Annotated in this window: 15 protein-coding genes; 11 read left to right on the top strand and 4 right to left on the bottom strand. The window is 55.1% G+C overall.

All coding sequences use genetic code 11. The annotated features are described in order from the left end of the window. Nucleotides 1–28: 28 nt before the first annotated feature. Nucleotides 29–2,605 (bottom strand): HWE histidine kinase domain-containing protein, encoded by a 2,577-nt coding sequence (locus tag ASF69_RS04730; RefSeq protein WP_062585865.1) that lies wholly within the window; start codon nt 2,603–2,605, stop codon nt 29–31. Between the two features lie 341 nt (nt 2,606–2,946). On the opposite strand from ASF69_RS04730, the gene ASF69_RS04720 reads away from it, so the two are divergent. The 3 genes from ASF69_RS04720 to ASF69_RS04710 all read left to right on the top strand — a co-directional run bounded on the left by ASF69_RS04720 (nt 2,947) and on the right by ASF69_RS04710 (nt 6,553). After that, a complete protein-coding gene (locus ASF69_RS04720) occupies nt 2,947–4,362 on the top strand; it encodes a histidine kinase dimerization/phosphoacceptor domain -containing protein (protein WP_244475407.1) in 1,416 nt (471 codons plus the stop codon). Then, nucleotides 4,362–4,730: a response regulator gene (locus tag ASF69_RS04715; protein ID WP_082469631.1), complete on the top strand. Its 369-nt coding sequence runs from the start codon at nt 4,362–4,364 to the stop codon at nt 4,728–4,730. Before ASF69_RS04720 ends, ASF69_RS04715 begins: the two co-directional genes overlap by 1 nt. A 107-nt stretch (nt 4,731–4,837) precedes the next feature. Continuing rightward, on the top strand, nt 4,838–6,553 hold the full coding sequence (locus ASF69_RS04710; RefSeq protein WP_062585858.1) for an ATP-binding protein: 1,716 nt from the start codon (nt 4,838–4,840) through the stop codon (nt 6,551–6,553). Nucleotides 6,554–6,659: 106 nt separating this feature from the next. Here the strand turns inward: ASF69_RS04710 and ASF69_RS04705 are convergent, their stop codons facing one another. Together ASF69_RS04705 and ASF69_RS04700 are read right to left on the bottom strand one after the other, a co-directional pair. Next, entirely contained in the window at nt 6,660–7,535 is an 876-nt protein-coding gene (locus tag ASF69_RS04705; protein WP_062585856.1) for an alpha/beta hydrolase, read from the bottom strand. Between the two features lie 119 nt (nt 7,536–7,654). Further along, a complete protein-coding gene (locus ASF69_RS04700) occupies nt 7,655–8,266 on the bottom strand; it encodes a TetR/AcrR family transcriptional regulator (protein WP_062585854.1) in 612 nt (203 codons plus the stop codon). 62 nt (nt 8,267–8,328) lie between these two features. On the opposite strand from ASF69_RS04700, the gene ASF69_RS04695 reads away from it, so the two are divergent. The 5 genes from ASF69_RS04695 to ASF69_RS04675 all read left to right on the top strand — a co-directional run bounded on the left by ASF69_RS04695 (nt 8,329) and on the right by ASF69_RS04675 (nt 14,891). Next, complete coding sequence (locus tag ASF69_RS04695; protein ID WP_062585852.1) at nt 8,329–8,772, top strand: nuclear transport factor 2 family protein; 444 nt, start codon at nt 8,329–8,331, stop codon at nt 8,770–8,772. Continuing rightward, the gene (locus ASF69_RS04690) at nt 8,772–9,620 is read left to right on the top strand and encodes an NAD(P)H-binding protein (protein WP_062585850.1); all 849 of its coding nucleotides are present in this window, start codon (nt 8,772–8,774) and stop codon (nt 9,618–9,620) included. The genes ASF69_RS04695 and ASF69_RS04690 overlap by 1 nt, the downstream gene beginning before the upstream one ends. 449 nt (nt 9,621–10,069) lie before the next feature. Next, a complete protein-coding gene (locus ASF69_RS04685) occupies nt 10,070–11,050 on the top strand; it encodes a 3'-5' exonuclease (RefSeq protein ID WP_062585848.1) in 981 nt (326 codons plus the stop codon). Nucleotides 11,051–11,320: 270 nt separating this feature from the next. Beyond that, on the top strand, nt 11,321–12,721 hold the full coding sequence (locus ASF69_RS04680) for an HD-GYP domain-containing protein (protein WP_062585846.1): 1,401 nt from the start codon (nt 11,321–11,323) through the stop codon (nt 12,719–12,721). Nucleotides 12,722–12,860: 139 nt separating this feature from the next. Next, the gene (locus ASF69_RS04675) at nt 12,861–14,891 is read left to right on the top strand and encodes a diguanylate cyclase (RefSeq protein WP_082469630.1); all 2,031 of its coding nucleotides are present in this window, start codon (nt 12,861–12,863) and stop codon (nt 14,889–14,891) included. 398 nt (nt 14,892–15,289) lie between these two features. Here the strand turns inward: ASF69_RS04675 and ASF69_RS04670 are convergent, their stop codons facing one another. Next, the gene (locus ASF69_RS04670; RefSeq protein WP_062586252.1) at nt 15,290–16,201 is read right to left on the bottom strand and encodes a LysR substrate-binding domain-containing protein; all 912 of its coding nucleotides are present in this window, start codon (nt 16,199–16,201) and stop codon (nt 15,290–15,292) included. Nucleotides 16,202–16,384: 183 nt separating this feature from the next. Between ASF69_RS04670 and ASF69_RS04665 the strand changes: the two genes are divergently transcribed. The 3 genes from ASF69_RS04665 (at nt 16,385) to fhuB (ending at nt 21,322) form a co-directional block, all read left to right on the top strand. Further along, a complete protein-coding gene (locus ASF69_RS04665) occupies nt 16,385–18,466 on the top strand; it encodes a TonB-dependent siderophore receptor (RefSeq protein WP_244475406.1) in 2,082 nt (693 codons plus the stop codon). Between the two features lie 97 nt (nt 18,467–18,563). Next, nucleotides 18,564–19,367, top strand: coding sequence for an ABC transporter substrate-binding protein (locus ASF69_RS04660; RefSeq protein ID WP_348271367.1), 804 nt, complete (start codon nt 18,564–18,566; stop codon nt 19,365–19,367). After that, nucleotides 19,364–21,322 carry a Fe(3+)-hydroxamate ABC transporter permease FhuB gene (fhuB, locus tag ASF69_RS04655; RefSeq protein WP_062585838.1) on the top strand — a complete coding sequence of 653 codons (1,959 nt, stop codon included), beginning with the start codon at nt 19,364–19,366 and terminating at the stop codon, nt 21,320–21,322. Before ASF69_RS04660 ends, fhuB begins: the two co-directional genes overlap by 4 nt. Nucleotides 21,323–21,892: the final 570 nt, after the last annotated feature.

The raw sequence follows: 21,892 nt of genomic DNA, 5'->3' as shown, positions 1-21,892 counted from the left end.
AAGCTAAAAAAGTCGGAATCAGGTGCTGTCATCTGTCGTCGGTTTCAGATTGAGAGGAACCCATGATCGCACTATGAAGCGCAACTGCGAGCGCCTTTTCCGCAACAGGCTTGCGCACGACCGGAACATGCTTGAATTGGTCTGGAATATGAATCCCATCCCGATAGCCCGTGGCGAAGACGAAAGGAATGCCGATTTCTCCAAGTTTCGCCGCGACCAGTTCGGACGACGAGGAACCGAGGTTAAGGTCCAGCACTGCGCAGTCGGGTGCCGCTAGCTCAATCGAATTCAGCGCGGCCTCTACAGTTGCTTCGATCGAAACCTTGATCGCGCCGAGTGTAGAAAGAAGCTCTTCTGTATCCATGGCAATCAGCGCCTGGTCTTCGACAAGTAAGACGCTTAGACCCTGAAGGATCTGCTCATCGATGACGTCGGCCCCGTCCTTCGGAGCATCAGGTTGCGCCACAAAAGCATATAGGTGTTCCGCCGGGATAATGATCTGCGCTTTCAAACCGTCTTTGGCAAATTCGATTTCGACTTCACCACCGAGGTCGTAAGACACCGTCTTCTCGATGAGCTTCGATCCAAAACCGCGACGCGTGGGGACAACGACTTCCGGGCCTCCGTTTTCAGCCCAGGTGATCCAACAGTCGCCACTATCCTTTATATCCCAAGCGATATCCAGACGACCAGACGGAACCGAGAGGCTTCCATATTTTGCGGCATTGGTCATCATTTCGTGCAGAAGGAGGGCGACGACACCAAATGCGCGTTCCGTCAGTCCGACGGGTTGACCCGAGATCGCTACCCGATCCGGGACAGGGCCGAAGCGATGCATATCAGCTTCCGCTTCGATAAGCTCGCGCAGTCCTCCGCCGTCGCTTCCCGCAAACGACTGGTCGTGTGCGTAAGACAATGCACGGAGGCGACCTTCGAAGGCGTGCGTGTAGTCTTCTACAGATGCGGCGCTGGCGCCCGTCTGGAGCGCTATCGATTTCACCAGAGCAAGAATGTTCTTTACGCGGTGGTTCAGTTCGGAGTTGAGAAGCTTGCGCTGCTCGTCTGCCTTGCCGCGTTCTTGCTCGGTCGCGTCATTGTGCGAAAGCATCATGTCACGGACGTATCCCCTGATAGCGTCGGCGACGACAAAGTCGGCGTCGGTCCACGGGATCGACTTATGGCGCACATCTTCGCGCCAGGTCTCGAAGCTGCCGCGTGGCGACAGTCGATGACCCTTCTCCGTCAAGGTCTCGACCTTTTTCGGCTCACCTGCCCATTCGATCTCGTGGGCCTCTTCGCTTCTGAAGAAGACCAGAAAATCGGGCGAGGATATCGAAATCGGAATTGCGAGAATTCCAGCGACACTTTTTCCGTACTCTTCGACGTCTCCGGTGACGTCCCGAAGGTCTTGCGTCGCCCAGATCGATCGTCCCGCTTTTTGGGTGACCATTCTCATAAGTGTTGGAACCGCTTCGTCTGAAGGGGCAGTGCCGGTACTCGCCCACTCCCCACTGATCCAAAGTCCGGCACCGTCGCTGGCGACCAACGACATGAACTCATGAAGCCGTTGTTTGAGAGCAGTTTCGACCGGAGCGTTGGGATCGACACCAGAGATAATGGCGTCCAGGCGGGTGCGGGCGCTAAGCGCGGCTGCTTTCTGGTCGCGGTGCTCAATGCCAGCAACATGAAGCGAAAAATACTGAGCGAAGAGTTCAGTCGCGACACGGAGCGGTATCGACAGCCATTTAGGCGTGTTGTGATGACAGGCGATCAGACCCCAGAGTTTTCCGTCGACAACGATGGAGATCGACATCGATGCGGCGACGCCCATGTTGCGAAGATATTCGCAGTGGATCGATGACACGCTGCGCAGTTGCGCAAACGACATGTCGACAGGCGTGTCGGTATCGGAAATCCGAGGCTGGAGCGGGACGGGAACGAACGAGACGTCGCCGATGACGCGAACCCAGTTTCTGACGTAAAGCTGGCGTGCCTGAACGGGAATATCCGAAACTGGAAAGTGCTGGCCGAGAAAACTGCCGAGCGCAGGGTCTTTCGCCTCGGCCACGACACGGCCAGTTCCATTGTGCAGAAAGCGATAGATCATCACGCGGTCGTATCCGAGCATGGCACGGACGAGTTTTGCTGTTCCCTTGAAGAGCGCGTCGAAATTCCTGTGCTTGTCGACCCGGCGAACCAGAGACTGAGTCAGGTGCAAGGCAACTTCTGTGTCTTCAGGAGTTCCGGGCTGTTCGAATTCAAAGAAGGTCCGTCCATCGTAGCGATGCACGGTGATGTCGGCGGTCTTGCCCTCGCCAAGCTCGGCCTTGAGAACGACACCCGCTATCTGACCGGCACCAGCACGCGCAGCGGCATTTGCGACGTTGTGGGCGACACTGGTCCCGACCAGTTCTGACAGTTCCGCTCCGACATAGTCGCGGTTCGTATCTCCGAGATAATTTCCGATGTTCTCGGAGACAAACGACACGAGGCCTGTCTTGTCGTCCAGCACGACCATCGCCCCATTAGGTTGGATGGTTCCAGGAATGTGGATCGGTTCGCGATCGCAATTTGTAAGATCAACTTGGGATCGGTCGTAGCTCAACGATTATTCCTGACTTTCACGGGTTGGGCAGCCGAGGCCGTTTTGTCACAAGATTTCTGACCCCGCAATATGTAGGGAGCTTCGCTTATTTTACGAGGAGAAAGGTTCTATGGATCAATAAAAAACGTTGGAAATCACGTATACGAGGATGTTTAGACTGGCGAACGCGCAAATTTAAAATAAGCTGTGCTTCGAATTATGTCGCGGAACCTTTTCTTCGAAAACGAGCTCCAAATGATCGATCTAAGCGAAAGAAAAAGAGTTTTAGAGTTGAACGTACGTAAGGCAGGCCATCTTTCGCCCCGCATCCTCTGCATGGCGGAGTTCTCATCCATTTGACCGTGACACAACGCACAGCCGACTTCGCTGCCATTGTGCGGGGGATGCCGCAGCCCTACCTCATCCTAGACCATGATTTGAAAATCGTGGGCGCAAGCGACGGCTACCTCCGTCTGACCGATCGGGCGCGAGATGACATCGTTGGGCGTCATATCCTTGAGGCTTTCCCCGAAAATCCCGACGCCGTAGGCACAGTAGAGCAGGGCCCTCTGGAAGTCTCTCTGCGACATGTCCTGGCTACGGGCAAGCCACACGAGATGGCTGTCATCCAGTACGACATTCCTCGACCAGAGGGCGGTTTTGTCCAGAAGTTCTGGACTCCTGTTCATACGCCTGTTGCCGGGGACACCGGAGCCATCGAATATATCATTCAAAACCCGATGGATGTGACGGAGAGCGTCGTCAAATCGCGCGAAGCCGATGCTCGGTTGCGCATCGCCCATCACGCCGCAGACCTCGCATCCTGGGAATATGAACCCGAGACCGACATCTGGCGGCGAAGCCATTCCGTCGATGAATTGTTCGGGTTTGAACCGGGCACCGGCGGGCCTGTCGCTGCGCCGTATTTTGCAAGGATGCATCCCGACGATCTCCCGCGAGTGAGAGCGATCGTTGAGAGCGCGATCGGCAGCCCTGATTTGACGGTGCTGAATTTCGACTACAGGATCGTTTTGCCAACGGGCACCATCCGCTACGTCGCCTCGCGAGGAGAGGTTTTGAGAACGTCCAGCGGCGCAGTCCGGATGATCGGCGTGTTGATGGACGTGACTGCGGATCGTTCACGAGAAGCCGAGCTCTCAAACTCGGTAAAGACCCAGAAGGAACTTTTGCAGCAGAAGGATGTCCTGCTGGCGGAAGTGAACCACCGCGTCAAAAACAGTCTCCAGCTTGTCGTCAGTACGCTTCGGCTACAGGCCCGCCGACTGGAAAACCCTGATGTCATCGAAGCCTTCGAGCAGGCCATCGGCCGGGTTAGGGCGATCATCTCGGTTCACGAGGGTCTCTACCGGACAGACAATTCCCTTTCGGTGGATATTGCCGATCACCTCACTAGGCTGTGCCTCGATCTGACCAACTCGGTCGACAGTCGGCAAATCGAAGTCGATGTCGATCCGATTGCGCTGACGACCGAACGCGCAATACCGGTATCTGTCATCGTGAACGAACTCATCGCCGAGCGATTACGGCGAACCGAGGGAATCCCGTCTCCCGTCCATCTATCGCTGAAGCAGCTTTTCTCGGGTTCTATTGTATTGATGGTCCAAGATCAGCATGCTTCTCCGGCAGATGCTCCAGCGAGCGAACTGTCATCAAGGCTCATTGCAAGCATGGCAGCACAGATCGAAGGTGAATTCCACGAAGAGATAAGCGATGATGGTCTTCGAGCAACCGTGACTTTTCCAGGGAAAGGCATCTGATGCCTCTACGGGTGATGATCGTCGAAGACGAAATGCTGCTGGCGCTTGATCTGGAGGATATGCTTCTCGATGCGGGCTATACGGTGATCGGGCAGGCTTCCGACATGCCGCAAGCCATCGCGCTCGCCGAGAAGGTAAACGGAAGCGTGGACGTCGCCATCATGGACGTCAATCTTGCTCGAGGAACGAACGGTGTCGAAACCGCAGCGGCTCTTCGACGGCGATGGGACATTCCATCCCTGTTCGTCAGCGGCAACCTCGACGAACGCACGCGCGCTGAGGCGCAGCAGTGGCATCCCATCGGTTTCGTTGGCAAGCCCTATTCGGAACGCGAAGTCCTCTCTTCGCTGATGCAAGTCGCCAAATGAGTTTGTGTCATTTATATTTGCGGTAACGGGAATATTCCTGTTATTGAAAATAGAGATATGAGATCATCTCTTTGAATCCGCGGCGTATGCCGGAAAGGCGATGATCGATGGATCAACGCACCAGACCTTCTACACCACTGTCTTTGCTCTCCAGGGCTCTTGCGAAAATCGCGCGCGCCCGGAGTGTGGATGAGGCTGTCGACACGATCCGTACCAGCGCGCGATCCCTTATCGGCTGCGAAGGCATTGCGGTGATCCTTCGGGATGGCGACCTCTGCCACTACGTCGAAGAGGATGGGATCGGTCCGCTCTGGAAAGGCCAGAAGTTTCCAGCGGTCGCCTGCGTCAGTGGCTGGGCTATGATCAACAGGAAGACTGCTGTCATTCCCGACATCTCGACTGACCAAAGGATACCGCAGGAACTGTATGCGAACACGTTCGTGCGGGCGCTAGCAATGGCGCCTGTTCGTGCAGAGCAGCCGATCGCTGCGATTGGCGCTTACTGGTCGCAGTCATATTCTCCCGCAGAGTGGGAGATCGAGATACTGGAAGCGCTTGCCGAAGCCACAGCGGCTGCTTTCGAAAATGCCGCGTTCATCGAGACTCTCACCAGACCGCTCAAGCCCGAAATTCCGCAGCTTCTGGCGCAGCCGGGCGACTATTCCGAAGACATCAGCCGCGTCTCCGGAACAGCGGCGGTTCCAACGATCCTCGACGTCGTGCTGCAAATGACTGGGATGGGATTTGCGGCGGTAGCCCGCGTGACCGAAACCCGCTGGATCGCGTGCCAGGTCCGCGACCCCATCGGGTTCGGGCTAAAACCGGGCGACGAGTTGCCGATCGAAAGCACCCTTTGCAATGAGATCAGAGGACATCGGCAGACTATCGCATTTGATGATGCCGCCGAAGATCCCATGTACCGCGACCATCACACCCCACGGATTTACGGCCTGAGGGGATATATATCCGAACCTATCATCCTCTCGAATGGCATGTTCTGGGGAACCCTTTGTGCAATCGACCCAAACCCCGCGAAGGTGAAAACCCCACAGGTTCTCGGGACGTTCAAGCTGTTTGCAGAACTCATTGCCCATCATCTCGACGCTGAGGAACGGCTGGGAGAGACAGCGGCATTGCTGGAGAGCGAGCGTGAAGTCGCCGAACTGCGCGAACAGTTCATCGCCGTTCTCGGACATGATTTGCGTAATCCGATCGCTGCCTTGAACGCGGGGACCAGCCGCCTCATGAAAGAGGGGTGGACCGAACGCAGTCCGGTCGTTCTCAAACTCATGAAAACGAGTATATCCCGTATGTCGGGACTGGTTGACAACGTCATGGACCTGGCAAGAGTGCGGATGGGTGGGGGTCTCACGCTGACGCTGTCAGAAGGCAGTCTGGCTGAGACGCTTCAGCACGTCGTTGATGAGCTGCGCGTGGCCCATCCCAACCGTGAGATATGCGCGTCTTTCGCCTTTCCCGACGCCATCACGGTTGATCATCCGCAAATGGCCCAAATGGTTTCAAATCTGCTGTCAAACGCTGTCGTACACGGCTGTGAAATGATGCCAGTGAAGATCACGGGCGAGGATGAAGGTGGCGTCCTGACGATTCGCGTCGCCAATGGCGGCCCCGCAATTCCGCCCGGCCAGATCGACAGTCTATTTCTTCCGTTCAAGCGCGGTGAAAGTCGGTCAGGCACACAGGGGCTGGGTCTCGGCCTGTATATAGCATCTCAGATCGCGCATGCACACGACGGGCAAATTGAAGTGATGTCAAACGACGTCGAAACCCGTTTCACATTTAAAGGCAAGCGTCAGAGCTAAGTATATAACCAAAGCGTGATCGGATTTTGCGGAAGGGGGGTACGTTCGTATCCTTTCAATAGCGATGAGTACTGGAGTCCGAAGGATAAGGTTTCAAATAACTCGGCTATCTGCTGAGAAAAATCGCAAGCTCTCGTGCAACCGCTTCCGGATCCTCACGTTGCGGGAAATGGCCGACATTTTGAAGGGCGATGCGTTGGAATGGCCCGGAGAACTTCTCGTATAGACGTTCGGACAGTTCAGGCGGATTCACACCGTCCTCCAGACCTTGGATATAGATGGTTGGCAAGGAAAGTGATTTTGTTTCTTTGATCCTTTCCTCCAGCCAATGGCTCGCCGGATCAACGTCGGCCTCTCCCCATCTGGCCCGATAGCTATGAAGCGTGACTGCGACCCAGTCTGGATTGTCGAAGGATTTCGAGACGGCATTGAATGTGGCCTCGTCGAACCAGCCATCAGGACCCCAGTTCTCCCACTGAATGCGAGCGAAACCATGCGGGTCCTCGGCAATCGCTTCGGCTCCGCGCTGCGTCGCCATGAACCAGTGATACCAGTACCGCTGCGCCTGATGGAATGCCGGAGTTTTTAACCCGCCCATCCGGGGCAGTGAGGATAGCAGAGCCATTCTTTCCACTCGCTGCGGCCAGCCAACGGCCAACCCTTCCGCAACGTTCGATCCCCAATCATGTCCCGCAACCGAAAAGGTATCGATCCCCAGACCATCCATAAGAGCAATCGCATCCATTGCCAGAATGCCCCCGTTGGCTGTTCGTAAAGCATTAGGATTGCGGAATACACTGCTGCCGTACCCTCGCAGATAGGGCGCAATCAACCGCAGGTCATGGCCAGCAAGTTGCTTTGACACATCATCCCACGTCGAAGCATCGTCAGGCCAACCGTGCAGCAGCAAAACCGGCTGACCGTGTTTTGCACCGGTCTCGATGAAATTGATCCGCAGGTTCTCGGTATCGACATGGGGCATGATGGGTCCTTGTTTTGCCAGTAACATCGAAAATCCAGAACTGGTTCCGATGCTCCTTTATCGCTTCTCGATGCAGTGGTCGGGCTTGTCCGCGTAAGGCTCTTTCACCTTATGCAAGGTCAGAGAAATTTCATTGCAGCATTGAGGGCTGTCGCTTGTCGCTGGATTTGAGCTCGGGTCATTGAGCGGTTCGTCACAATCATGCGCCAGTAAAGAGCCGATGGAATCATATCCAGTGCCATTTCGATATCGACATTTGCATTAAGCTCGCCGCGTGCGATAGCCCGTTCGATGATTGCAGACCCTGCAGCGCGACGCGCCTCGGCAAGTCTCTTCAAGGCGACAACAAGTTCGCTTTTGCGAGCGGCTTCCGCATAGATATCCGGCAAAATCCTGCGCACGAGCCGGTGACGAAGCGCGCGCCGCATCATAAGCAGGTAACCTTCGAGCTCCTCGATAAGGCTCCCCCGCGCTGAAACATCAGTAAGCTTCAGACCAAGTTCCTCTATCGCATCTGAGGCCATGGCAAGCTTCGATGGCCAGCGGCGGTAGATGGCCGCTTTCCCCGCACCCGCCCGTGTTGCTACCCGCTCAAGGCTTATTCCGCCATAACCATAGACAGCCCAATCTTCAAAGAAAGCTCGAACCAACGCATGCGTCAGATCGGTGCGCATGACCGCAGCGCCGCTGGGCTTACGCCGATTTTCTTCGTCGATACTCTTGCGTTCCATCCATGGCGCTCCATATATGTTGGACGGAACGATAGCGTTCCATTCATTTGGAGTAAAGCACTATGACCCATAACATTGAAGCGTTCCCCAGCCTTTCATCTCTTTTGCAACAGGCTCTTGGCGATCTGGTTTCTGCCGAGGCAACATCGTTTCTTGATATGTGCGATGACAATATCGTTTTTGAATTTCCTTACGCGCCTGATGGATTGACCGAGCGTCTTGTCGGCAAGGCAGCACTCGAGGCCTATCTTCCGACGGTCGCCGACTTGCTGACAATTGAAACGATGAGCCTAAACCGGGTTATCATTGCCGCCGGTTCTGAGGCCGCCACGATCGAATTTAGCTGCAAGGGATATTCCAACGAGACTGGCGCACGCTACGATCAAATCTATGTCTCGGTGATCGATTTGAAGGGCGGGCTCATCACGCGCTACCGCGACTATTGGAACCCGGTTATCCTTCTCTCGGCAACGAAACCTTCAACTGTCACGACGGAGGCTCAATAATGGAGAACGATGAGTCAACGAAGATTCTCGTGACAGGCGGAACCGGAACGACCGGACGATTGGTTGTCGAGGGACTGAGAGAGCGTGGGATCGTTCCGAAGGTAGGTACGCGCAATCCGTCTCGCGAAAGCGAGGTTCTATTTGACTGGCAGCAGCCGGAAACTGCGCGGAGAGCTTTTGATGGGGTAGATGCGGTCTACATTGTCGCGCCGACAAATACGAGCGACCATGGTGCAGTCGTACTGCCGGTCCTCGATATTGCGCGCTCCTGCGGTGTCCGGCGCTTTGTCCTGCTCAGCGCGTCTTCGTTGGAATCCGGTGGACCGATGATGGGGCAGATCCACAAGTATCTTAAAGGCAACGTGCCGGAGTGGACAGTTTTGCGCCCCACCTGGTTTCTGCAGAACTTTTCAAACCAACAGCACCAGATCACCATCCAGCAAAAGAATGCCATTTACTCGGCAACTGGATCGGGCCGGGTCGGCTTTATTGATGCATCCGATATCGCCAGAGCGGGTGTCAGCGCTTTGCTCGAAGGCCGGGCTTGGAACCGGGATTTTATTCTGACTGGTCCTGAAACCTTGTCTTACGCGGATGTTGCGTCCAAGCTAAGCGGCATTCTTGGCCGTACCATCCGACACGTGAATCTCGACGTCGATCAACTGGCCGAGCGATATCACGCGGGTGGTCTGGATAAGGATTATGCGCAGACGCTTGCTTCAATGGATAAGTGGATAGAGGACGGGAATGAAGACCGCGTCACCGACTGTGTGTTTGTGCTGACGAAACAAGCACCGAAATCAGCGGACGTGTTCATTCGAGAAAACCGTCAGTGTTGGCTGTCGTGATGTCGACTTCCATAAGGCCATCCTACAGAACCAGTTGGATCAGGATGAGAGCAGCGCGTTCCGGTGGTTCGAACCCTTTTTCAAGATTATTCCACATCTGACTGCTCAAAAGCGCCACTGCTGCGGTCGCTGGTTAAGAGTGGACCCGCGCGCCGGGGCTGCCAGTCCCGGTTTCCGGCTTATTGCCAGCGCTAATCTAAACCTCCTGCGGCAACCCTATTAACCGGTCTTGCGGAAGGCGAACGGCTTTCGCAGTTCATGCTACAGCTGGTATTCCCGTCCTATTTTGGACGCTACTGCCTAAAGACCCAAGAGCTTACACTGCGTGAAACTGCGCGGTGAACCTTTCTTGCCAGATGGCTGAAATCAGATCCCACAAACAAGGTTGATCTGAAGATGGTGCCGTGGTTTGAAGTAAGCAAATTGGCGGCGAGGCTTTGACAACGGGAATGGCAGAACAGTTTGACATGTTTTCGGAGCAGGCTCCGCGGGGCCAGGTGGTCACGTGTGGTGCCTCCAAATCCGCCAAGGTCGAAAAGCATGTCATCCCCGTGAGCGAAGAGGACATGGTCCGTCATCTGTCGGAGACAGGCCGCTACCGGATCCTGCAGAAACTGACCCCACGCGCAGTTTCACCATTCTCACGCCCAGAGTACCCCCTGAAGGGCATCATTCTCGACACCGAGACCACGGGCCTCAATGCTAGCAAGGATGAGATCATCGAAATTGGCGTGATCGCTTTCACATTCGATGCGACAGGAAATATCGGTGATGTGACCGGGATCTATGGAGGGCTTCAGCAGCCGAGCATTTCCATTCCGCCTGAGATCAGCAAGCTTACCGGGATCACAGATGATATGGTGGCCGGGCAATCAATCGATATAGCTGCGTTGCGGGCGCTGATCGAACCAGCTGATCTGGTGATCGCCCACAATGCCGGTTTTGACCGGCCATTCTGCGAGGCGTTTTCTGATCTGTTCTCCGGTAAGGCCTGGGCTTGCTCCAACTCCGAGATCGACTGGGCTTCGCGCGGATATGAAGGCACCAAGCTCGGCAACCTCATCAGCCAGGCGGGCTACTTCCATGATGGTCATCGGGCTGTCGATGATTGTTTTGCGCTATTGGAGGTCCTGGCCCGTGACGTGGATGGATTTGCTTCCACCGCGTTCGCCGAACTCTATGAAGTAAGCCAGCGGTCGCGTGTCCGAATCTTTGCGGAGAACAGTCCCTTCGACATGAAGGACCACCTGAAAGCGCGAGGCTATCGCTGGTCTGACGGAAGCGACGGCCGTCCCAAATCTTGGTGGATCGAGGTTGGAGAAGAGGCGATCGATAATGAACTCCGCTATCTCAGAGACGAGATATACCGCTATCCGGACGCCGATCCTCCAATCAAACGCCTCACTGCCTTCGACCGGTTCCGGGCTTGATCGCCCCATAAACTCATTTCTTGTTGGACCCTTGCTTTGAGCGCATGGCCGATCTGAGACCTTGTGCCTTATAGACGGGTGAGCAAGGGCATGGTCTCTGCAAGCTCCCAGCATCTTGTCGACTTCTAAGACGACTCATGTGGCACGAGCGCACGAAAGTTAGAATTCACTAATATGTTGATCTCGTTTGATTTTCCTCAGTTCAAAGCGCCGAGCTCAACACTTGGGAAATCTTCCTCACGTATTGTCTGCGTACGAGAGGTGGACTCTATGACCGGTATTCAAATCAGGCTTGCGGAAATTATCGAGGCATTAAGCAAAGCGCTCGATATGACCGAGGGACAGCCGGAAGGCCATTGTATCCGATGCTGCTATATCGGAACACGTATCGGACGGGCGATCGGACTTAACGAAGACGACCTGCGCGATCTCTATTATACGCTTCTCCTCAAAGATCTGGGTTGCAGCAGCAATGCCGCGCGCATCTGCGAGCTCTATCTTGCCAATGATCTGAGCTTCAAACACGACTTCAAATTCGTTGATGGAAGCCTAACCCAAGTTCTGCGCTTTGTGATCGGCCATACGGGCATGCAGGCGGGCCTTGCCGAGCGTTTCCGCGGCCTTTTAAACATCCTGCAGAATGGTGGAGAGCTATCGACCGAGCTTATCCAGACACGCTGCCAGCGCGGTGCCGAAATCGCCCGGCAAATGCGTTTTTCTGAAGGTGTCGCACAGGGAATTCTTGGCCTTGACGAACATTGGAATGGCGGGGGAAAACCTGACGGTACTGTCGGGGAGACTATCCCTCTTTTTTCCCGGATAGCCTTGCTTGCCCAGGTCATCGACGTCTTTCAGGTCAGCGGCGGACCCAAAAGCGCGTTGAAAGAGATCACCAAGCGCAAAGGAGACCGGTTTGATCCGTCGCTGGTAGACGCTTTCGTCGAGTTATCCAAGGAAACGGATTTTTGGAAGGCGTGGGCCTCACCCGATCTTGAGGCGATTGTGCTGGCCTCTGAGCCTGGCCAAACGGCTGTGATGGCGGATGACGATTATCTGGACGATATTGCCGCTGGCTTCGCCAGGGTCATTGACGCGAAAAGTCCTTACACATCGGGACACAGCGACCGTTTCGCGCTCTTCACCGACCTGATCGCCGAGGAAATGGGTGTTGGCGGCGAGGCACGAAGGCTTCTCAGGCGTGCTGCTCTTCTCCACGATATAGGCAAGCTCGGGGTCAGCAACAGCGTCCTCGACAAACCCGGAAAACTGGATGATGAGGAATGGCTCCAGATGCGACGCCACTCTGAACTCTCGGAGCACATTCTTGCGACGATTGGTGCATTTTCCGACGCGGCCCTGATTGGTGGAGCGCATCACGAACGCCTCGATGGCAAGGGTTATCCACGTGGCTTGAGCGCTAATGATATTCCGATGGAAGTCCGTATCGTCTCAACCGCCGATGTATTCGATGCACTCACGGCGGATCGACCCTATCGGGCCGCCATGCCGATTACCAAGGCGATCGCGATCCTGTGGGAAGGGGCAGGGCAGTCGCATGACCCTATCTGCATCGAGGCGCTAGAGCGTGCGCTGGCTAAGACTGCCATGATGCATGGAAGCGCTTCCGCGCAGACGGCAAAGGCGAAGGAGCGTCCCGAAGAAGCGGCATAGCGCGATGCTCCGGGACTGATAAAAACCGTCAAGATCATAGCTATGGGTCAATCTGCATTCACGAGGTGCACCAGTTTAGGCCTTCATTGACAGCTGCGTGCTAAAAGCATCGCGAGACACGGCAATAAGGGAACAGGGGATGTCTATACTTTACCGAATGGGTGTGCGGTCGCGCATGGTCACGCTGATTTCGGCGGCCATTCTTCCCTTTCTGGCGTTGATTGCTGCAGGGATTGTGTTTTCGTACGACGAGGCGGACCGGGCCGCCAGGAGAAATGTTGCCTCGGACGCGCAGCTGAGTGCGGCCAAGTTCTCGCGTATCTTTCTCGATGCCAAGGTCGTGCTCGGAACCCTGCGGGGTATGCCGCCTCTCCAAACCGCCGATCGTCCAAGATGTGACAGCTTTATCCAAAAAGTTCTCGCCAACCAACCGATGTTCGTGACCATGGGTATACTGGATGCGGACGGAAACATTGTCTGCCACAACAAGCCCGAAGCGACGGGCAAATTCGGGGATGCAGAGCTTTCAAAGCGCATGGCGCAGGCTGGTCTCGACGAGCTCCTGGTCGGGCGGTTCATGATTGGTCCCGTCAGCAAGAAACCGATTGTGGCTGTTGCGATGCGACTGCCGTCGACACAAGGCGGCGAGCAACTTTCTTTGTTTGGCTCGCTGAACCTCGATGTCTTCAATCAGCTGGCACAGTCTATCGCAGTAGGCACAAACCATACAGTCGCGTTGATCGAGCCTTCCAACCAGCGCGTGTTGGTCCGTTGGCCGGCTATTGTGCCTTTCGGAACCGCGTTTCCGGATCATCCACTCATCCAAGCAATTGCTCAGAACCCGCAAGGCGGAACAACGCTCTCGATCGGGTTCGACAACGTACCACGGTTTTTCGGATATGCGCCGGTAATCGATGCAACGGGCAGTTCGCTCGCCGTCTCGCTTGGACTTCCTGAGAACGAAGCATTTGCCGGCGTTCAGGCAAGGTCAAGCTCTGCGATAGTCTTGTCTGCGCTCGCTTTCGTCATCGCTATTCTGCTATCTGCGACTATGGCCTACTGGACGCAATTGAAACCGCTTGTGCGTCTGGTCCAGAAGTCAGAGCGCATTGGTGACGGCGAATTTTCGAACCCGGTCGTCATCGAAACCTGGCAGGCTCGAGAATTTCAAGGTCTCGCCGGAAGCCTCAATCAAACAGCTGGCAAACTGCTCGTGGCCCAGGAAATCGAAAAACGGACTATGGAAACGGAACGTCGTTTCCGCCTCGTCGCGGACAATACCGCTGATATGATCACGGTCGTTGATCCTGCAGGCCTGCGCACGTTCGTATCCGGTGCCTGCCGCGACATTCTAGGTTTCGAACCCGAGGAGCTTATCGGCCAGAATGCGCTCCAGCTTGTAGTTGCGGAAGATCGCGACCGAGTGAAAGAACTGTTCAGGAAGACAAAGACGTTCGATGATGGTAGCAGCGAACAATATCGTGTTGCGCGCAAGGACGGATCACAACTATGGGTTGAGGTGAGTGGTAGACGCATGCCTGGCACTGGCGACCTCGTCTTCACGATGCGTAACATCTCGAAACGCAAAGCGGTCGAGGCGGAGCTGGAAGCCGCAAACGACCGACTTTCAAGGCTGGCGACGACTGACGAGCTCACGGGAATCAGCAATCGACGCGAGCTCAACAGAGTGCTTGATCTCGAAACAAAACGCGGCGCGAGGGAAGGACTACCGCTTTCCGTGTTGCTCATTGATGTCGATCATTTCAAGGCGTTCAACGATACCTATGGCCACGTTGAAGGGGATCGTTGTTTGCAAGAGGTCGCAGCTGCCATTTCGAAGGCAATACGACGACCCGGGGATACCTGCGCGCGGTATGGCGGGGAAGAGTTCGCGGTGCTTCTGCCCAACACGTCAGAGGAAGGAGCGTGGGGCCGTGCGGAAATCATCAGAAAGGCCGTTACCTCATTGAACCGTACACATTCCGGCAATGAGGCTGGACATGTCACGATCAGCATTGGTGTTGTTACGAGCACTGGGGAGTTCGAACCGCCTGAGCTTCTGAAGCTGGCCGACGATGCTCTTTATTCCGCAAAGCAAAGTGGCCGGAACAAGGTGGTCGCTTCGGCCGGAGCGCAGACTTTGGGAGTTTATGCTATTCAAAAGCGCTAGCACTGATGTCTAGGGTTCATCTTTAGACAACGGAGGCTCAGCATCAGAGCGTTATTACGACTTTGGGTAGCGCCGCTTACAGTGGCCATGCCCTAAATGTAGTCCGAACGAAAAAAGGCGAGATTGGCGACTGAGCGAATTCATACGCATAGCGCTTGTAATTATAGGGCCTGCGGTTCGACTCCTATCAAGAGCTATGGCTCTAACTTTTTGGATAGCGGTGACGAAGAGCGTTGGATGGATCGCTGAACTGGATGCCTATATCTGCCTTTCTGAATCGACTCTCAGACAAAAGCCCGTTGCCCAAATTGAAAGCTTATGGACCTTCTAACGCACTAGGGAACACCATGATCGAGTGGATTTCCCGGAATTTGCAAGGACGAAAGCATTTCGGCTCCTTACCCCCGATGATGTGCTATAAAGGCTCTCACTGCAGGTTTGCTCTCAGTTTTCCGATAAACGACCGCCAGGTCCGTCATTACATCGTTGTCTATCAGTTGCAGATAACGGATGCCTGGAAGGCACAAGCATTGCAGGCTCTCCGGAACGAGGGCAATGCCGATCCCCACTGCAACCATGCTAGCGATTGTCGTAAAGTCACGACCGTTGGCGTTTATTTTTGGTTTGAATCCTGCTTCACCGCAGGCATCCAAGGTGTTCGCGTGGAAGCCGATATCCACGGGCTGTCGCGGTGTTATGAATGTGTCCGAACGCAAGTCCGATAGGTGAACCGCTTTTTTTGCGGCCAGATTATGCCCGCTCGCTAGGGCGACGACGAGCGGTTCGCGTAGAACGACCGTGGAGTTAAGTTCTGAGGGGATGGGAGCTGGAGGGCGGATATAGCCGAAGTCGACCTCTCCGTCCTTGATCCTCTGAAGCTGCTGACGCATTTCCATCTCGACCAATTGGAGTTCAACGTCAGGCAAGCCGCGTCTGAACGACGTAAGCGACTCCGTTAAGACGCCGGAGTAAGCCGCCGAGGCGACATAGCTGATTGTGATCCGTCCAGTCTCACCGCGCCCAACCCGCTTGAGCTGCGCCAACGTCGCGTCCGCTTGCGCAACGATTTTCACGGCGTCTTCATAAAGCGCTTGTCCGGTCGGGGTCAGATTGACCGACCGCCTCGACCGATCGAGCAATGGAAGCCCCACGATCGATTCCAGTCCAATGATTTGCTGACTCAAACCCGGCTGCGCTATCCCAAGCCTAGCCGCCGCCCGTTCAAAATTTCGCTCCTCAACTACGGCAATAAAATATCGCAAGTGCCTAAGCTCGAAATTCGTTGTGCGCTGCCTACCGCGTTGTTTCATTGGAAATCCTCGTCCGAATACCTTCAAGGTGTCCATAATAGAAGTCAGTCTTCTGAAAAAAGACGCTTTCATCTATTTGATTTGTCGCCCCCGTGTCGATAGAAAGATGATTAATTTTGTCTAGTTTATACGCGCGGGGGCAGCATGCGTCTTTTTCGATCCAATCTCATTATAACGACATCGATGGTCTTGACCGTTTCCCACTTTGAGGTGGCCCGCGCTCAAGAGCAGCAATCCACGACGCTCGAGACGATCGTTGTACAGGGAGCAGGGAAGGGGGATCCGCGTGGCCCAGTTGATGGATATGTGGCACAAACCAGCGCAACGGCTTCAAAGACCGGAACGCCTATTCTTGAAACGCAGCAATCGATATCGGTGGTGACCCGTGATCAGATCGAGGCACAAGCAGCTCAAACCCTGGGTGAGGCTCTGAATTACTCAGCGGGTGTGGTCGGTCAGCCGTTTGGGTCGGATCCTCGCTTTGATTCCCCCATTGTTCGCGGGTTCGATGGTAGACAGCTTCAATATCTCAACAGCCTTAAACTGATGAGTACAGCGGGTGCGCCAACTGTAGAAATCTACGGACTTGAGCGAGTCGACGTGCTTCGTGGCCCTGCGTCGGTTATGTACGGACAGGGCAACCCAGGTGGAATCATCAACCAAGTCAGCAAACGCCCTCAGTTCGAGAACTTCGGTGAAGTCGGCACTCAAATAGGTAGCTATGACAATTACGGCGGATTTTTTGACCTTGGTGGCGTCATCCCCGACCATGACGAGTTTGCTTATCGCCTGACAGGTCTTGCGAAGACTTCAGGTGCACAAACAGATTATCTGGATAACGACCGATATTTCATAGCGCCGGCTTTGACTTGGAAGCCTGACGACGACACGTCGCTGACGATTCTCACGAGTATTCAACACGATAATCCCAGCACCCCATCAGGCCTGCCTCCGCAATACGTGCTGGGAAACTCGAACTTCAAACTTCCCCGCGACTTTTTTGTCGGTGACAAAAATTTCGATGACTCCAGCAGGACGCTCACGAATTTTGGATATGAGTTCGAGCACCGGTTCAACGAGGTCTGGGCCTTTCGTCAGAACTTTCGTTACACAGATTTCGACTGGGAATATCAGGCCCTCGGTATGGGGTCGGCAGGGCTCGGGGCTGACGGTCGAACGCTTGCCCGTACGGCGACCTTCCAAGACGAAAATCTGAAGACATTCAACATCGACAATAACCTGACAGCGGAATTCTCGACCGCAGCAGTCGATCATAAGGTGTTGTTTGGTTTCGACTATCGCTATTTCGACAATGATGTCCGGACGCGATTTTTCCGAGCGACGCCGCTTGATGTTCTCGATCCCATTTACGGTGGGCCAATCGGTCTGCTTGCTCCCACACTCAACACGACGGTTAAGAGCGACCTTTCGCAAATCGGTGTCTATGTTCAGGATGAGTTGGCCTACGACAACTGGCGCGCAACGCTTGGCCTGCGACAGGACTGGGCATTGACGCGAGGTTCAACGACGAATGGTTTGACGGGCGTATCGCGTTCCCTCGATCAGGACGATCAAAAACTGACTGGCCGGGCGGGCCTTAGCTACCTGTTCGATGGAGGCATCGCTCCCTACGTTAGTTATGCTACCTCTTTCGACCCGATCGCCAGTTCTGCAGGAGCAGACTTCAAGCCGAGCGAAGGAGAGCAGTGGGAAGCTGGGATCAAGTACCAGCCAGAGAATTGGAACGGTTTCCTTTCTGCAGCGGTGTACGATTTGAAGCAAACTAACGTCCTGCGCACTATTAATGGCGTCACAGAGCAAATCGGTGAGGTTCAGGTCCGGGGCGTCGAGTTGGAGGGGGTCGTCAGCCTGATTGAGGGCCTTGATCTGCGGGCAGCTTATACTTACACAGATGCCAAAATTGGAGCAGGTGCTGATGATGGCAATCGTGTCGAGAATGTTCCGCGCAATGCGACGAGCCTGTGGATAAACTATCGCTTCCATGAAGACACCATTCTCAATGGCGTAGGTATTGGTGGAGGCGTCCGCTATGTGGGCCAACGCTTTGGCAACAGTGCAAACACCTTTGACCTTGACGGCGTTACCCTCTTCGACGTGGCGTTGACATACCAGAGGGACAACTTCAAGGGTTCCTTGAACTTCCAGAATATCGGCGATGAAAAGTACGTCGCGAGCTGTAGTACGTTCGGCTGCTATTACGGCGATGGCCGGACAGTCATAGGGAAGCTCAGCTATACCTGGTAATCATAGAGTCCCAATCACTCCTGTCTTATTACGACGTCGAGATGTCATTCTCGGTGTCGCTGCGGCTATGTTTGTAAAGCCTGCGATCGCCGATGACATGCCGCGTCTGGCCGCAATCGACTGGGCGATGATGGAAACGGCGATCGCTCTGGGAGTGACACCCATCGCTGCAACGGAACTGATCCAGTTTCGTCTGGACGCCGTGGAGCCAGTGATCCCGAGTTCCGTTGTCGATTTAGGGCTTCGCGGAACACCAAACTTCGAACTGCTTCATTTGTTAAAGCCCGAGCTGATCCTAATCTCTCCTTTCTACACCCGCCATCAAGCGGCGTTGGAGCGGATCGCACCGATTATGTCGCTTCCGTTCTATATCCGCGGAGAGGCGCCCTTCGCGAAAGCGACTGCAGCCGTTACTGCCCTTGGTGAAAGACTTGGCAGAACGAGCAGAGCGACTTCGGTATTGGCCGATGTAGACGTCCGGTTATCGTCCTATCGCGACAGCTTGGAATCTTTTTCAGAAAGGCCTACTTACCTCGTAAACGTGGGCGATGCTCGGCATGTTCGTGTCTTCGGATTGGACAGTATGTTCGGCGATATTCTATCTCGCCTGGGCCTCACCAATGCCTGGCCGGATAAGTCGCGATACACATTTGCGGCTCCCGTTCCGATAGAGCATCTGGCAGACCAAGAGGATGCCCGCATCATTATCATCTCCCACATACCGGTCGAGGCAAGAAGCACGCTGAAGAGCAGCATGATCTGGAACTCCCTGAAGCCGGTCAGAGAGGGTAGGGTCATAATGCTTGACAATATCAACCCATACGGCGGTGTCCTGGCCGGTATGCGCTTTGCTCGCCTTTTGAGCGAAGCTTTGTTGTCGAAGCGTGAGGCAGTGAGATGAAGCAAGCTTGGGGGCTGGTTGTTTTAGCCCTGTTCGCCGCCGTGATCTTATTCGCTGTGAGCGCATCGGATCGCGTCGCGCTACCGCGATGGCCCAACGCGATATTCGGTGCAGGCTCATCCGATCTAGACGAAATCATATTGCTTTATGGCGTTTTTCCCCGAGCGGCCGTCGCCATCCTGGCTGGCGCGGCGCTTGGCTTATCCGGTGCGCTCTTGCAGCAATTGCTTCGCAATCCGATAGCAGATCCCTCGACGCTTGGCATCTCCGCTGGAGCGCAGCTCGCAATCGTCGTCGCGACACTCTTCTTCCCCCAAGTCCTAGACGGATCACGCACCGTAGTCGCACTCGCAGGTGCTGGATCTGCCGCTTTGGTTGTTTTCGCTCTTGGTTGGAGATCGTCATTCGAACCGGTGACGATGGTGGTATCGGGAATGCTAGTCGGTGTGACAGCCGCGGCCTTCTCGGCCGCTTTGACGTTGGCACAGGGTGAGTATCTCATGTCACTGGTGACATGGAACGGGGGATCGCTGAGCCAGCAGGACTGGGGCGTCCCCAAAGAACTGGCAACCGAGCTCGTGGTCGCTATGGCACTTTCAGCGTTAGTGATCAGGCCGCTCCTCGTGCTTGGACTGGGCGATGAAAGCGCGCGTTCGCTTGGTGTGGACCTTCGTTGGATCAGGCTTTGTGTCGCTGTCCTCGCAACTTCGTTAGCCGGGGTTGTAGCAGCAAACGTTGGGCTCATCAGTTTTGTAGGGCTTGCTGCCCCTGCGTTTGTCAGGGGTTGCGGCGTGCACCGACCTTCAACAAATCTTGCGCTTTCGCCATTAGTAGGCGGGCTTTTCCTCTGGCTGTGCGACGGGGCGGTTCAAGTTTTCTCAGGCGCAACGGGCGAAACGTTTCCGACTGGTTCCGTTACTGCGCTGGTGGGTGGTCCGATCCTGCTGTGGTTACTTCCCAGGGTGCGTTCGATCCAATCCCAGGACGCAAACCGGGCGACCACTAGGCGGATCCATTTTGGGAAGGGCTTGTCAATCCTCTTAGCGATTGTACCAGTCGTCGTCGTACTTGGATTGTTCTTCGGTAATGATGGGAAAGGCTGGCTTCTTTTATCTTACGCAGATGCTGCCGATCTTTCGTCTTGGCGCTGGCCCCGATTACTTGCGGCTGCCGCGGCGGGTGGGTTGCTGGCACTTACCGGAGCAATCCTGCAGAGATTGACGAGTAATCCGATGGCAAGCCCGGAGGTTATCGGTGTGAGTGGTGGGGCGGGTCTTGGTTTTGCTGCTGTCGTAACGCTCGTTCCAAACGGAGGCCCGTATTCACTCGTCGGGGGGGCTACAATAGGCGGTCTGGCGACGATGGCGGTTGTCCTGGCATTCGCACGCCGAAAGACCTTGCCTTCAGAAAAGCTATTGCTTGCTGGGATTGCCGTAAGTTCGCTGAGCTCATCGGTATTGGCGATCCTGATGGCGGCGGGTGACCAACGATCTTGGCAAATCCTTGCATGGATTGGCGGTACTGCTGCCTCGGCGACACCCGGAACGTCAATCGTTCTCAGTGGGATAGCGATTTTGTTACTAGTCGCGTCCATGACACTCATCAGATGGTTGACGCTCCTTCCGCTTGGGCAATCGACTTCACAATCGCTTGGTGTTCCGATCGGGACGAGCAGGGTTGTTGTCCTTGCGCTATGCGGCCTAGCTACCGGGGCGGCGTCGGTTCTCGTTGGCCCATTAAGCTTCGTGGGACTCATTGCGCCTCATATTGCCGTACGTGCCGGGTTTGCGACAGCACGCGATCATCTTGTCGCCTCGTTCCTGTTAGGCGCGTTGATCATGGCATTCGCGGACCTGGGAGCTCGGACCGTTACATTTCCTTATGAACTTCCGTTGGGTTTGTTCGCCGCCATGATTGGTGCGCCGTATCTAATTTGGCTTATCGGGCGACGGTGAAGCGCGGAAACATCCTTGCAGGCAGTCCGGCATAGTTGGTCAGGAGCTTCCCGCTAGGTTGCCGTGCTCCGGCTTTCGCTGAGTACTGATCAGGCGCCGGTGCGGACTTACGGGGAGATCGAGGATACGGCCACACATGTTTCCTCATCGACAATCGCCGTCCTTGGCTTCTGAACTGTGAGGTGCTCGTGTGATACTTGAGGCGTCTCCAACTTGCGTGGGTTAGTGAAGAAAGGGACAATCGGAGCATCGAGTTAGCCGTCGACTTTGGCAATGGGGGAGCAAATATCCTCTGCAGCTAAATCGACCGATAATTTCCGGTGAAATGATATCCTTATCGTAGCAATTGAGAAATTGGGGATCGAATGACATCGTGAGTCATTTGGCGCTCCTTGCGAGGACAGCAGGCGGCAAGCGCGAAAACTGGCCCCTTCAATGCTCGGATGTCCTGCGCAGTGGATCGAGACCAATTATCAATCTCCTCAGACATGAGGATTGTTGTCGCTACTGCAACAAATTCGAAATTATTCGAGCAATTGTGCCTCTGACGGCTAGCAGCAATATTGGTCC

It is taken from the genome of Rhizobium sp. Leaf311 (assembly GCF_001423445.1).
Taxonomy (GTDB): Bacteria; Pseudomonadota; Alphaproteobacteria; order Rhizobiales; family Rhizobiaceae; genus Agrobacterium.
This window is presented reverse-complemented; position numbering and strand designations above follow the sequence as displayed.

Excerpts from the sequence above, each read along its gene's own strand:
- ASF69_RS04715 (WP_082469631.1), top strand. The coding sequence starts at position 4,362 with ATGCCTCTACGGGTGATGATCGTCGAAGACGAAATGCTGCTGGCGCTT.
- ASF69_RS04710 (WP_062585858.1), top strand. The coding sequence starts at position 4,838 with ATGGATCAACGCACCAGACCTTCTACACCACTGTCTTTGCTCTCCAGG.
- ASF69_RS04705 (WP_062585856.1), bottom strand. The coding sequence starts at position 7,535 with ATGCCCCATGTCGATACCGAGAACCTGCGGATCAATTTCATCGAGACC.
- ASF69_RS04700 (WP_062585854.1), bottom strand. The coding sequence starts at position 8,266 with ATGGAACGCAAGAGTATCGACGAAGAAAATCGGCGTAAGCCCAGCGGC.
- ASF69_RS04695 (WP_062585852.1), top strand. The coding sequence starts at position 8,329 with ATGACCCATAACATTGAAGCGTTCCCCAGCCTTTCATCTCTTTTGCAA.
- ASF69_RS04690 (WP_062585850.1), top strand. The coding sequence starts at position 8,772 with ATGGAGAACGATGAGTCAACGAAGATTCTCGTGACAGGCGGAACCGGA.
- ASF69_RS04685 (WP_062585848.1), top strand. The coding sequence starts at position 10,070 with ATGGCAGAACAGTTTGACATGTTTTCGGAGCAGGCTCCGCGGGGCCAG.
- ASF69_RS04680 (WP_062585846.1), top strand. The coding sequence starts at position 11,321 with ATGACCGGTATTCAAATCAGGCTTGCGGAAATTATCGAGGCATTAAGC.
- ASF69_RS04675 (WP_082469630.1), top strand. The coding sequence starts at position 12,861 with ATGTCTATACTTTACCGAATGGGTGTGCGGTCGCGCATGGTCACGCTG.
- ASF69_RS04670 (WP_062586252.1), bottom strand. The coding sequence starts at position 16,201 with ATGAAACAACGCGGTAGGCAGCGCACAACGAATTTCGAGCTTAGGCAC.
- ASF69_RS04665 (WP_244475406.1), top strand. The coding sequence starts at position 16,385 with ATGGTCTTGACCGTTTCCCACTTTGAGGTGGCCCGCGCTCAAGAGCAG.
- ASF69_RS04660 (WP_348271367.1), top strand. The coding sequence starts at position 18,564 with ATGCCGCGTCTGGCCGCAATCGACTGGGCGATGATGGAAACGGCGATC.
- fhuB (WP_062585838.1), top strand. The coding sequence starts at position 19,364 with ATGAAGCAAGCTTGGGGGCTGGTTGTTTTAGCCCTGTTCGCCGCCGTG.